This is a genomic window from Variovorax sp. P2_H12, from assembly GCF_056403395.1.
Genome location: NZ_JBFUFO010000026.1, coordinates 24,591 through 36,536, shown reverse-complemented (window position 1 = coordinate 36,536; position 11,946 = coordinate 24,591). Strand labels below are relative to the sequence as shown.

At 64.2% G+C, this 11,946-nt stretch carries 12 protein-coding genes; 7 read left to right on the top strand and 5 right to left on the bottom strand.

The genetic code is table 11. The features are described from left to right. Positions 1–16 precede the first annotated feature (16 nt). From AC1DYK_RS20605 to AC1DYK_RS20590, 4 genes are all read right to left on the bottom strand, one after another. Entirely contained in the window at positions 17–1,999 is a 1,983-nt protein-coding gene (locus AC1DYK_RS20605; protein WP_478167995.1) for a S8/S53 family peptidase, read from the bottom strand. Between the two features lie 12 nt (positions 2,000–2,011). Next, positions 2,012–3,181, bottom strand: a complete 1,170-nt coding sequence (locus tag AC1DYK_RS20600) for a phosphatase PAP2 family protein (RefSeq protein WP_478167994.1) — start codon at positions 3,179–3,181, stop codon at positions 2,012–2,014. A 12-nt stretch (positions 3,182–3,193) separates the two neighbouring features. Next, positions 3,194–5,032 carry an adenylate/guanylate cyclase domain-containing protein gene (locus tag AC1DYK_RS20595; RefSeq protein WP_478167993.1) on the bottom strand — a complete coding sequence of 613 codons (1,839 nt, stop codon included), beginning with the start codon at positions 5,030–5,032 and terminating at the stop codon, positions 3,194–3,196. Between the two features lie 240 nt (positions 5,033–5,272). Beyond that, positions 5,273–5,491 (bottom strand): hypothetical protein, encoded by a 219-nt coding sequence (locus tag AC1DYK_RS20590; RefSeq protein WP_478167992.1) that lies wholly within the window; start codon positions 5,489–5,491, stop codon positions 5,273–5,275. Between the two features lie 215 nt (positions 5,492–5,706). Here AC1DYK_RS20590 and AC1DYK_RS20585 point away from each other — a divergent pair, with 215 nt between their 5' ends. From AC1DYK_RS20585 to AC1DYK_RS20560, 6 genes are all read left to right on the top strand, one after another. After that, positions 5,707–6,099: a YbaN family protein gene (locus AC1DYK_RS20585; RefSeq protein WP_478168041.1), complete on the top strand. Its 393-nt coding sequence runs from the start codon at positions 5,707–5,709 to the stop codon at positions 6,097–6,099. 138 nt (positions 6,100–6,237) lie between these two features. Then, the gene (locus tag AC1DYK_RS20580; RefSeq protein ID WP_478167991.1) at positions 6,238–6,768 is read left to right on the top strand and encodes a hypothetical protein; all 531 of its coding nucleotides are present in this window, start codon (positions 6,238–6,240) and stop codon (positions 6,766–6,768) included. 120 nt (positions 6,769–6,888) lie between these two features. Further along, positions 6,889–7,890, top strand: coding sequence for a serine hydrolase domain-containing protein (locus AC1DYK_RS20575; protein WP_478167990.1), 1,002 nt, complete (start codon positions 6,889–6,891; stop codon positions 7,888–7,890). 23 nt (positions 7,891–7,913) lie between these two features. Continuing rightward, positions 7,914–8,459, top strand: a complete 546-nt coding sequence (locus tag AC1DYK_RS20570; RefSeq protein WP_478167989.1) for a DUF4256 domain-containing protein — start codon at positions 7,914–7,916, stop codon at positions 8,457–8,459. Positions 8,460–8,539: 80 nt separating this feature from the next. After that, positions 8,540–9,289: a helix-turn-helix domain-containing protein gene (locus AC1DYK_RS20565; RefSeq protein WP_478167988.1), complete on the top strand. Its 750-nt coding sequence runs from the start codon at positions 8,540–8,542 to the stop codon at positions 9,287–9,289. Positions 9,290–9,665: 376 nt separating this feature from the next. After that, positions 9,666–10,073 (top strand): hypothetical protein, encoded by a 408-nt coding sequence (locus AC1DYK_RS20560; protein WP_478167987.1) that lies wholly within the window; start codon positions 9,666–9,668, stop codon positions 10,071–10,073. A gap of 68 nt (positions 10,074–10,141) precedes the next feature. Here the strand turns inward: AC1DYK_RS20560 and AC1DYK_RS20555 are convergent, their stop codons facing one another. Next, the gene (locus AC1DYK_RS20555; protein ID WP_478167986.1) at positions 10,142–11,044 is read right to left on the bottom strand and encodes a LysR family transcriptional regulator; all 903 of its coding nucleotides are present in this window, start codon (positions 11,042–11,044) and stop codon (positions 10,142–10,144) included. Positions 11,045–11,169: 125 nt separating this feature from the next. Here AC1DYK_RS20555 and AC1DYK_RS20550 point away from each other — a divergent pair, with 125 nt between their 5' ends. Then, positions 11,170–11,913 (top strand): SDR family oxidoreductase, encoded by a 744-nt coding sequence (locus AC1DYK_RS20550; protein ID WP_478167985.1) that lies wholly within the window; start codon positions 11,170–11,172, stop codon positions 11,911–11,913. Positions 11,914–11,946 lie beyond the last annotated feature (33 nt).

Here is an 11,946-nt window from a genome sequence, read left to right as displayed (position 1 = left end):
TGGAAAAATCGCTTCGTCAGGGCCGGTTGTTGCCCCAGTTGCGATCGAGCGGAGGCTGCAAGTCCATCAACCCGGCGCCAGCGACCCATGCCTTGTCGGCCGTCGGCACACGATTCGACACGGGCTCAAGAGCACCGGGTGGAGGAATTGGCGGCGGCTTGCCTGCCTGATCCGCGTAGTAGCGCGCAGCTTGTGGCGCGGCCGCACTGGTTCCGCGCATTGCGATGCGGGAGCCACTGCGCGATCCGGCGCTCAACGTCCCTGGGCAGGCTGTCGAATCGTCGCCAGGCGCTAGCCAGTCGGGTGCTCTCATGGTGACAGAAGCCTCCGACGAGTAGATCGCAGGCATCCAGGTGCACGGGGTGGCCTCCCGCTGATAGGCGCCGATTACGAAAGTGCGGGTTCCGGTCGCGATGCCGCTCAGCGTGCCCTGGCGCTTGACGTAACTTGTCGTGGCGGGGTCATCGAATTCGGTTGGCCGACCGTTGTCGTCGAATCGCCTGTAGCGCGGGTCATCGAAATAGGATTGCCGCCCCTTTGCCCGGCGGGCACCGGGCGTGTCGCTGCGCTTGATCCATGCTTCGATGTCCAGCGGCATCTGCGAGATGTTCTTAATTGTGACTGACCACCGCCCGGAAGGAACTGTCAGATAGGGCGGGACAACCCAGGGATCAACGGCAGTCGGCGAAGCAAACAGCGTGATGAGGGTGCGCTGTGGGAAATAGGTGTACCGCGCCAGGATCGTTCCATCGCCATCCGACAACGCCGTGGGAGAAACCTTGAATTGACGCCCGTCCGGCACAGTCAGCGTGACCTCGACAGCGGCGCCCGCAATCGATGGCAACCAGATTTCCATGTTGCTTGGCGTCAGGGTGCACGGCTGCAAACGCCACTCAAGCCTCCGTGCCTGCGCTGGCGGTACCCTGAAACTCGCGTGAGCGCGCGCCTGGCGATAGTTGCCGGCGGCCAGGACGATCTGCATCGGAATTCCCAAACTGGGCGTGAGCTGAACGAGACTGTCCATGAACCGCTCGAACATCGTGCTGCCGTCATGTGGCCCCTCGTGCGGTCCATAGCTGATGTTGACAACAATCGGCAGTTCCTCGCCATCCTTGCGCATCAAAAGGGCGCGCCAGAAGATGTATAGCAGGCCCCAGTAAGCATGAGGCACCAACGTCGACGATGCAGGGTCTCCCACAGCCTCTTCAGGCATGCCGACGACGATGATCGGTCTTTTCGTTCCAGCGGGATTCGTCGGTTCGAACCCGGCCGCGAGGTCCAGCACGTTCGTACCGTGCGAGCGACGGTGTGCCAACGGCTTGTACCCGTCGACATCCATCTTCAGGTCGCCGATGGCGCGATAGACGCCTTCGTCGCCCCCATCGAGCTTGTTCGCGCCGCTGACGGCCAAGTCAATGTCCCCCCCCGTGAGTTCGTCGGAGGGCGCCGCGACATCCTGCTGCCACACGTACCTGATTCGCGTCGAAGACCCCATCCCGACAGCGGTGCGGAAGCGCGGATGAGCGAAGGCGACGCCTTCGTCGATCACTGCGATGAGAACGCGTTCACCGGCAAGCGTCGGGTCGGGCGTGGTGCTCGCGGGCGCACCGGGCGAGGGACCGTCGACCGGAACGCCTGGGGGGATGGGCGGGCCCATTTCGGCCATGCGGATCGTCTGCTTCCAACCCTCGTCGGACGCGAGCCGGGCAGCCCCTGTGCGCCGGATCAGGATCACATAGTGATTGAGTCCCGCCAACTCCAGTTCCGTTGGCAGCGACTCGGTGAACAGCCTGGCGATGCGGACGTCATCCCGATGCGCGTCGAGAAGCCATTCGAGGCCGACGAATCGACTCCGCGTGACCAACGGGTTGACTTCCACGAGGAGCGGTATCCAGTCCCCGGGCCGCAGGAAAGCGAAGTTCGTGGCAATCGCCCAGTCCAGATAGGGGTGCGCCGGCGCCGGAGACGCGGCGCCATCGGAGCGTTTTTGTGGATCCATGATCGCCTCGCGTCAAGCCCACTCGAGAACTGCCAGATCCCAGAGCCATTTCAGTTCCGGCGCCGCGTCGACGGTGCATTGAGCGCCCTTCGCCAGGTAGCCCTCTGCCGGAATGGTGCGGTCATCCGTGTTCACGTCGTAGATTTCCCCGCCCGTGAAATCCCGGTTGCCCGGGTAGGCGGTGCCGTCGAACTTCCAGGAATCCACCTGGCCTCCACCCGTCGCCCGCGCGACGAAGTAGTCGCCGACCGCCAGACCCAGCGCCTGGCCGGCCATGCTATCAACCGGATAGTGCAGGCCTGCCACGGTTCGATTGATGGCGATGCGGGCAGCCTGCCGCATCAGTTGCTGATGCAGCAGCAGAAGACTTGCGACCGTCGAACCGGCCGCATTCAAGATTAGCCTGGACAGCACACGTGCAACGGCATGCGCCTCCGTGGAATGGCCGCTCGGCAGTGACCCGTGGGGCGGCGTCTGGAGGATCGGCTGTATCTGGGGCGAATATTCGTCGGGGCGACGCACACACAGCGCGTTCTTGAATTGCATTTCGGCGTACTTAGCGAGCCGCAGCACCATCCCGATGAGTTCCAACGTGTACCGGTGCCGATCCGGGTAGATCGGAACGACAGAGCTCCAGAAAGCGTACTGGGGCGACATCTGGGCGACGATCTCGCGCGCGCGGTCGGCCCGCAGGTCCGAGTATCCGTTGAGGAAGTCGAGTTGTTGGAGCAGCGTGGGTTCGTCAGGTCGGATCATCGTCACGAATGGCGTCCAGTTGCCCGTGGGCGCGCTGGTGCTCGATACAGCGCCGTTGGTTTGATGCATGCTGTACAGCGTGGCTTGTGGCTGCGCAACCGTGCCGACTTTCGGCGCCTCGAATACAAAGTAGAGCGACGAAAGCAACTCGAACTCGAACAGGAAGCGCCGGATGCGTGGATCCCATCGCTCAAGGGGGCCCCGCATGGACCCGGAGGCGCCAGGATCGAGTGGCGCGCTGTTCCATGCGGTCCCAGGCGGATTGGCCGGCGTGAGCCAATACCCGACGATGCCCTCGCGGTGCGCGATCAACGACGAGACCGGCGATCGGGCAGAAGCGCCGACGCCCTCGACTCCTTCCACTCCTTCCACTCCCTCGACGCCTTCGACGCCCTCGACCCCTTCCACGCCTTCGAGATAGCTCATTTCGAATTCTCCTTATTGTGGAATTCCGGCGCTGTGCAAGGCGCGGGCGACGACCCGGCCCAGCTGGAACGGCGCTGCCGGAGACCGCTCCAAGAAATGGGAAACCTTGAAATCCGGATCGATGTTCAGCAGATCGCGAGCCCTCTGCCGTGCTTCTTCTTCGCGACCCAGCTCCCACAGCGCGGTAATCAGCGCGCGCAGGGTCGACGTATGTGCCCGGTTCAGACGCAGCGATGCTTCCGCAAGGCTCACGGCCCTCGGATACTGGCCGGCCGCCAAGGCGGCCGTCGCAGCCAGTGAGTCGAAGTAGTACTTCAGCGGATCGAGAGGCGACAGCCTCAGCGCCTGTCGGGTGTGGCGCACGGCTTCCTTGCCCTCGTCGCGGAACGCATGCAGCGTGCCCTTGAGCAGCCAGGCGAGGGAGTCGTTGGGGTTCTCGCGCAACGCCGCCTCGTAGCGATCGTGCGCCACATCGAGGTTCTTCAGGATGTAAGTGTTGACCTGACCCTCCACGGTCATCGCCAGCGAGAGCGTCGGATCCCGATCCAGCGCGCGACGTGTGTTCTCCAAGGCACGCCTTCCGTCCGCATGCACATCGTCGGACCACCCCTGGGTCACCCGCAGCACGTACGACTTGGCCAGCCAGGCGTACGGAGGCGCCAGGCGCGGCGACCGCTCGATCAGCGCCTCGAGCATCAGATTCGCCCGCAGAGCCGCCCAGGGCGAGATCCGATGCATGAGGGTGATACTGGCCAGAAGCAGCGTGCGGCTCTCAAGCGTCGCCAAGGCGTTGCCGGCAGCACGCCGCAGTTCATGCGTCATCAATGCGCCGCAGATCTCGCTCACCAACCGGTCGGCGAGCTCGTCCTTGCCGGCGATGACGCCCTTGACCGCGCCTCTCAACGTCTTCGACCAGACGACTTTCCGCGATTTCACCTCGGCCAGTTCCGTTCTGAGTCTCAGCAGATCGCCGCTGATAGACACTGTGCCCGAGACCAGGTAGTCGGCATTCAGGTGGTGCGCCAGGGTCTCCAGCTTCATCTTGCGCCCCCCCAGCGAGATCGTCGACAGCCGCGACACCACATTGATCTCCTGCGAGCGGGACAACGCCGTGATCACGTCGTCCGCCAACGCCTGCCCGAGAACCGACTGTCCCGCCGTCGCGCCGCGCACGACGAACGGAATCACGGCCACCGTGGCCTTCAGATCACCCTCCGGCGCATCGAGCTCGATCAGATGCTCGCCCGGGGCACCGACCCGAAAGGCGCGAACGGGGTGTGTCACATGTTTGAGATAGCACTCCCCAAGGTCTTCGACGTCCGCATCGACCCCTGGAACCAACTGGTCGCGCACCTCGGCCGACACCACGATCTCGTCCGGACCGGCCAGTGTCGCAAGGCGGGCGGTCAGGTTGACGCCGTGCCCGTAGATGTCGCGTGCATCGGCGATCAGCGGACTGACGTGCACGCCGATGCGCACCCTCATCTTGCGATTGTCCGCAAGGCCGGCATTCGAAGCCAGGCTGAGCTGTTGAAGCGCCAACGCCGCCTGGACGGCGCTGGGCGCGGAGGGAAACTCGATCATCAGGCCGTCGCCCAGACTCTTGACCAGACGCCCTCCGAAAGCCGGCGCGATCCGATCGGCGGCTTCCGCCGCATACGTTCGCCAGCGCTGGATCGCGCCCCCCTCGTCTTCCTGGATCAACCGGACCGATTCGACGACATCGACGACCAAGATGGCGCGCACGACACGCTCGAGGTCGACTTGGAACCGGTCCAGAGTCCACAGTTTTTCCACTATGGGATTGTGGATGTCGCGTTCGACGGGAGCAAGCCCATCCTCGGCGCGCACGGAGGCGGCGCGACCTTGGCGCCGCCGAGCCTGTGGCCTCGATGGGCATCTCCCCCGAACAACCGCCCGAGCGCACCAGAAACGTACGCAACCCGCGCCCGCCGGACGAATGACGGAATCGACCGGATCGCTCATGGGGTAGCTTTCACTGCCGTGCCGATGACGGTTTCACGACAGCACCTTAGATCTTTCGCGGCCCTCGCACATCCCCTGAATGAATGAGGCGAGGACTTCTTTCTCTCACCATGAGTGCGCGAACACGCCCGGCCTCGCCTGACCCGAGGCCGCGACGGCTCGAAGCCGGCGGATGACTCGCCTCGGCACGTAGCCGTACGGCGCGCGGCGAGCGACCTCGCGCGGCGACGCCGGCGCCACGCGCCAGGCCGATGCCGTCAGCGCGACGATGCGCAACGCCGCCTGGGCAGGCAGCGCCGGGGAGTCGGGAGTTCGAAGGGACATGGTGGCTGCATCGGAAGGAAATCGATGCAGCCGATTCTGAGGACGCTGCGCGCGCGGGCCAACGAAGGAATGCGAGTTTTCAGATGCGCTTTGTGCTGCTGCCGCCGCCCGGCCGCCAAGCGGCCAGAATAGCCCCCTATGACTCTCCAGTGGCGCGCATTGCAAGACAGCCTGAAGCGGGCCGCCGATGGCGCGATCGCGCCGAGGTGGCGACGTTGAACCCCGGCCCCGAACGGTCTTCGCCACTCGTGCGCGGCCTGCTGTACGCCTTCGCCGTGCTGTGCCTGATCCTCGGGCTGATCGGCGTGGTCCTGCCCGGAATGCCGACGACGGTGTTCATCCTCCTGGCCGCCTGGGCGGCGGCGCGCAGCTCGCCGCGGCTGCACGGCTGGCTGCTCGATCACCGCCTGTTCGGTTCCCTGCTGCGCAACTGGCAGAACGGCCGCTGCGTGAGCCGCAGCGCCAAATGGAGCGCCACCGCCACCATGGCGATCTGCGCCGTGATCGTGTCGCTGACGGCCCACAAGCCGTGGCTCGCCGCGCTGGCCATCGGCTGCATGGCCACGGTGCTGGCCTGGCTGTGGTCGCGCCCGCTACCGCCGCCCTGAGGCCCGACGACAGGCGTCCACGACGAGGCGCTGCACCGACAGGTTTGGTTCTTCTCCGACTGTGATGCCGACGTGTGCTATGAAAACGTTGGCCCCTCGCCTATATTGAGCCAAACCCGTTTTTGAGCGAGGTGGCCCATGGAGCGATACATCGAAGGGCGTCAGATGCACAAGCACGCCCGCATGCAAGGTCAAGCGCTGAGATCCATTCTGATGGTCACGACGATCGCAGGGCTTCAATTGATGTGGGGATGCACGACAAGCAACCGTGCGGCCGAGGCGAGCACGAAGACAGTACAGCTTTCGGCAACGAGGATGAACGCGGGTCAAGTTGGCAAGGCATTCCTGCGCCCGCAGGCGGATGCCACCGTGGTGACGATCGAAGTCTCAGGCCTCAGCGTTGCGACTACTGCGCCTGTGCAGTTGTATATGGCTGTGTTTGAAGGCCGATGTGGAAACCTTGCGCCAAACCCAAAGTACGCATTGAACAAGGTCGTTCTGGTGACCGAGATCAACAACCCTACGTCGCTGTCCCCTGCCAGCGGGCCCTTTCGCCTGACCAATACGGCGCCCGCAACGCTGTCTCAGCTGACCAGTTCGCCCCATGCGCTGGTCGTCCGAACGAGCCCTGCGGATCTGAACCGAGAGGTCTTCTGCGGGGATCTGTGAGGTTGGCACTGGCGTTTCCGGTGCGCGCCCTGTCGCCATTTGTCGCCTTGCGCTGCGCGGGCAAAATGCAGCCAAGGGCCCGGCGATAGGCTGCCGCTCACAAACAACACGGGGGCTAAGTTGCGGAAAGTCATCGTCTGGCTTTGTTTGATGGTTGCGACCACCTCATTTGCCGAGGGGATGCCTCCTTGGCGAACGTCGACACACGAAGAGCAGCGCGTCGACGTCGCCGCCTTCGAGAGCGTCGACAAAGGTATCGCCAAGGACCTGGGCGATGTTCAGAGCGTGGTGGTTGTCCTCCAAGGCCGCACGGTGTACGAGTACTACCGCGATGGCAACCCGGACGCCTTGCGAAACACCCAGTCGGTCACCAAGAGCGGCTTGGCCCTCCTGGTGGGTACTGCCTTGCAGAGAAAGCAACTCGCCTCTCTGGAACTGCCGGTCGTCGACCTCATGCCCGAGTGGCGACCGCTCAATCCGGACCCCCGTGCGCAGGCCATCACGCTCAGGCACCTGCTCGCCATGACAACCGGGTTCGAGGTGAACGACAGCACCGGAACTGCCGCGTCCCTCGCTCCAGCTGCAGCTTGGGCGAGGCCAATTCGAGCAGAACCAGGCCAACGGTTCGCCTATGACAACAGCGGGCCCACGATGGTTCAGGCCATCCTTGAACGAGTCACTGGGCGCCCCATCGCCGACCTGGTGCGCGACCAGCTCGTGGCGCCTCTTGCGATGCGGGAACCTGCATACCCTCGTGGCATCGCGTGGATGAGGACCATGGACATGGCAAAGTTGGGCTATCTGATGCTGCAGGATGGCCGATGGGCGGGCCAGCCGGTGCTTCCAGTCGGGTTCGTGGCGCAAATGGTCAAACCTCAAAGTTCCGGCGGGCCGCCCGTTGGCTTGCCCTACGGGCTTTTCTGGTGGACGGCTTCCGGCTCGACTTACTTCGCCAGCGGCTACGCTGGCCAGCTCATCTGGGTTCACTCGCCGCTTGGCTTGGTCGTCGCCGTGACCTCCGCGGTATCGCCGGATAGCGCGCAGCGCGGCCAGGCGCTGCAGCTCGCGCGAGGGCCCGTCTTCCAGGCCGCGCAGAGGCGGCTGGCCTTGAACCGGAAGTAGTGCCTTCAGCAGGGGAACGTGACATGAAGGTGGAACAACTCGAAGGCTTCGTCGATGTACTGAAGCTGCGATTCGCCCAGAACATGCATCGACATCCAGCGGTCGACTGGGCCGCGGTGCAGGGTCGCCTGCAAGGCCGCCCCGACAAGCTCAGGTCGCTCCACGAGATGGAGCGAACCGGCGGGGAGCCCGATGTCATCGGCGCGGTGGATGACGGCGGCGCCTTCCTTTTCTGCGATTGCGCCGCTGAAAGTCCGCAGGGCCGCAGAAGCCTCTGCTACGACGCGGAGGCCCTGCGTTCGCGCAAGGAGAACAAGCCCGAGGGCAACGTCATCGACATGGCCAAGGCGATGGGCATCTCGCTGTTGACGCAGGCGCAGTACCGCCGGCTTCAGGAGGTCGGCGAGTTCGACATCAAGACCTCCAGCTGGGTGGCGACACCCCCTGAGGTCAGAAGGCTCGGCGGAGCGCTCTTTTGCGACCGGCGCTACGACAGTGTCTTCGTCTATCACAACGGGGCGCAGTCGTACTACGCCGCCCGTGGATTCAGAGGGGCGCTCAAGGTCTGACGTTGGGTGCGATTTCCGCTTCGGGGCCGCAGCACGCGGCTCGCCACCGGCTACCGTCGGCCATCCACGGACCTTCCCTGATGAACACCACGTCTACTGACCAAGCCCTGCACATCCGGAGGGCGACGAGTGACGACGCCTCGGCCGTCAGTACATTGATTCTTTCGCTCGCACACCATTTCCTCTTGCATACCGACGGCTCAGGCGCAGACGCCTTTCTCCTGGCCCTCGAGCCTGCGGGCATCGAGCGCAACATCGCCGCTGCGGAATTTGACTACTACGTAGCAATGGTCGGAAGCCAGTTGGCGGGCGTTGTTGCCGTTCGCCATGGCACACATCTCTTCCATCTCTTCGTTGGCCAGGCGTTCCAGAGGAGGGGTGTTGCAATGGCGCTCTGGTCACATGTCAAGGGGGTCTATGGATGGTCTTCCGCTTCAGTGACGACGACCGTCAACTCGACGCCGTTCGCACTGTCGTTCTACGAGCGCGTCGGATTTGCGCAGCAGCGTCGACTTGTCGAGCTGATTGAGGGACAGTTGGGTTCGGATCTTTCCCTGACGCGCCTGGCAGAGGAAATCGGGCTGAGCACATTTCACTTCGCACGCGCTTTCAAGGCGACGTTCGGCGTGACGCCGCATCTTTACGTGCAAGGTCGACGGCTGGACGCGGCGGCCCGCGCGCTTCGTTCAGAACATGGCCGTCCTATCGCTGACATTGCACTTGCCTGCGGATTCTCCAGTCAATCACACATGACCGAGCTGATGCGACGAAAGATGGGAACGACGCCACGCGGGATGCGGCAGTGGAATTCAAGCAAACAGGAGCGATGAAAGCGCAGAAGGCCTGCAACGCCCAGGCGATACTGCTTCGACTCGGCTCGTGCTATCCAGCGCTGAATACCGTCCCGGAGGTGCGCAGAGAGTGAAGCTGATCCCTACTTTCTAGGCTATCGGCAGGCGGAGCAAGATCGTCTGGGGCGACAAGCTCAAGAGCTTGCCGCCGATTCGAACTGGCTGTTTGATCACGTCGATGTACAGGCGGGCTGGCGTGGCTTGAGCTTCTCAACACTTCGGCCGGAATGGACGGGAGACTATCAGGGCGCCAGCATCAAGACGGCTCGGTCCTCGGTGACCGTTTCGGTTCGATAGGACGACCGCCGTGCGGCATTCGCCGAATCGTCCGCGCCAATCACAGGAGGCAACGAACATGTCTTTTTTCAGTGTTCTTCTTGAGAAACCTGCCAACCTTTCCACCGAGTCGAAATACGCGGTGATGAATGGCTGTATCTATCTTGCCTTCGGAGCCCTGTTGATTGTTTGGCCCGGCGTGGTGCAGACAATTTTCATGGATGGGCCATTCGTCGGACACGAGGGTGCGCTCTTCCGTGTGCTTGGCATGACGGTAGGCGTCATTGGCTGGCTTTACGTATTCGGCGGTCGTTCCGGCGCTCGACAATTTGGCCCGGCGTCCATACTCGACCGGTTGGTGCTCGTTCCTGGAGTGCTCGTGCCCCTCGTGATTGCGGGAGTCTTTCCGCATATCTTCGCAGTGTTTGCCATTCTCGACCCCGCGCTCGCCATCGGTGCATGGGTGCTTCACCATCGCGGGAGGTGACCGGTTACTGGTAGTGGGATGCAGTCAGAGCTACCGCCACGCTGATCGGTGTGCGCTGGCCTCGCGCGTCAAGACGCAGATGGGTCCACAGCCTCGAAGATGTCCCGCAGCCACTGCGCGAAAACGCGTACGCGCGACGACAGCTGACGGTTCTGCGGGTAGAGCACCGAGACCGGCATCGGCGGCGGCGCGAAGCCCGCCAGCACCACCTTCAGGCGACCGTCCGCCAGTTCGCCCGCCACGCGGTAGCGCGGCACCTGCACCAGCCCGAGACCGGCAACGGACGACCCCGTGTAGATGTCGGCGCCGGTCACCGAGACAGTGGCGGGCAGGTCCACGATCGTCACCCGGCCATCGACGGTGAACTCGAGCGGCACCACCTTGCCTGTGCCGCCGGAGATGTAGTTGACCGCACGGTGCGAGGCCAATGCCTCCAGGCTGCCAGGCTCGCCATGCCGCGCCAGATAGTCGGGACTCGCGACCGTGACTTGCGGCAGCAGCGCCACGCGCCGCCCGACCATCGACGAGTCCTGCAGTTGGCCTGCGCGCAGCACGCAGTCGACACCTTCGCGCACGAGATCGACCAGCCGGTCGTCCTCGCCGATGTGCAGTTGCAGCTCCGGATAGCGCGCGAGAAAGCCGGGCAGCGCCGGTACCACGAAGTGCCGGGCCAGCGTGCCCTGCAGATTCACTCGCAGCTGGCCCTTGGGCGCCGCATTCCTGAACGCACCTTCGGCCTCTTCCACGTCCGCCAGCAGCCGCACGCAGCGCCGGTAGTAGGCCTCGCCGTCCTGCGTGAGACGCACGGTGCGGGTGGTCCGCTCCAGCAGTCGCGTGCCGATGCGTGCTTCCATGCGCTTGATCAGGGTGGTGACGGTGGCACGTGGAATCCGCAGGTCGTCCGAGGCCTGGGTGAAGCTCTGGCGCTCGGCGATGCGCACGAAGGCCTGCATTTCCTGGAAGCGATCCATTGGGCTGGTCCTTGGCCTTATTGTTTACGTATATGGAATTGTATTGACGATATTAGCCAGATTATCTTTGTCTTGGAATGAAAGAACATTCGTTTCACCAACCAACCCCTGAAAGGAACCGCACCATGAACACCCCCCGCAACACCCGCGTCGCTCTTGTCACCGGCGCATCGCGCGGCATCGGCGCTGCCGTCGCGCAACGCCTCGCCCGGGACGGCTTTGCCGTCGCCGTCAACTACGCCTCGGGCGCCGGGCCGGCCGAGGCGCTGATCGCCGAATTGCACGCCGCCGGCGCGAAGGCCATCGCGGTCCAGGCCGACGTGGCCCATGCCGAGGAGGTGCGCCGCATGTTCGACACCGTAGAGGCGCAACTCGGCCGGATCGACGTGCTGGTCAACAACGCCGGCGTGCTCAAGACCGTGCCGCTGGCCGAGCACACCGATGCGCTCTACGACCAGACCTTCGATGTCAACGTGCGCGGCACCTTCAACACGCTGCGCGAAGCGGCCACCCGGCTCAATGAAGGCGGCCGCATCGTCAACTTCTCGAGCACCACGCTCGCGCTGAACATGCCCGGCTACGCGATCTACAACGCCACCAAGGCGGCGGTCGAGGCCTTCACGCACGTGATTGCCAAGGAGCTGCGCGGCCGCAACATCACGGTGAATGCCGTGGCACCCGGCCCGATCGCCACCTCGCTGTTCCTCGACGGCAAGACCGAAGAGCAGGTCCAAGCGTTCGCGAAGATGCCGCCGCTGCAGCGCCTGGGCCAGCCCGAGGACATCGCCTCGGTGGTCTCGTTCCTCGCCGGCCCGGATGCAGGCTGGGTCAACGGCCAGATCCTGCGCGCCAACGGCGGCGTGGCCTGAGTGCTCCCACGCGATTCCCAAGGAGCAACCACC

Coding starts and splice junctions, on each gene's coding strand:
- AC1DYK_RS20565 (WP_478167988.1), top strand. CDS start 8,540: ATGAACACCACGTCTACTGACCAAGCCCTGCACATCCGGAGGGCGACG.
- AC1DYK_RS20550 (WP_478167985.1), top strand. CDS start 11,170: ATGAACACCCCCCGCAACACCCGCGTCGCTCTTGTCACCGGCGCATCG.
- AC1DYK_RS20555 (WP_478167986.1), bottom strand. CDS start 11,044: ATGGATCGCTTCCAGGAAATGCAGGCCTTCGTGCGCATCGCCGAGCGC.
- AC1DYK_RS20600 (WP_478167994.1), bottom strand. CDS start 3,181: ATGAGCTATCTCGAAGGCGTGGAAGGGGTCGAGGGCGTCGAAGGCGTC.
- AC1DYK_RS20570 (WP_478167989.1), top strand. CDS start 7,914: ATGAAGGTGGAACAACTCGAAGGCTTCGTCGATGTACTGAAGCTGCGA.
- AC1DYK_RS20605 (WP_478167995.1), bottom strand. CDS start 1,999: ATGGATCCACAAAAACGCTCCGATGGCGCCGCGTCTCCGGCGCCGGCG.
- AC1DYK_RS20590 (WP_478167992.1), bottom strand. CDS start 5,491: ATGTCCCTTCGAACTCCCGACTCCCCGGCGCTGCCTGCCCAGGCGGCG.
- AC1DYK_RS20560 (WP_478167987.1), top strand. CDS start 9,666: ATGTCTTTTTTCAGTGTTCTTCTTGAGAAACCTGCCAACCTTTCCACC.
- AC1DYK_RS20580 (WP_478167991.1), top strand. CDS start 6,238: ATGGAGCGATACATCGAAGGGCGTCAGATGCACAAGCACGCCCGCATG.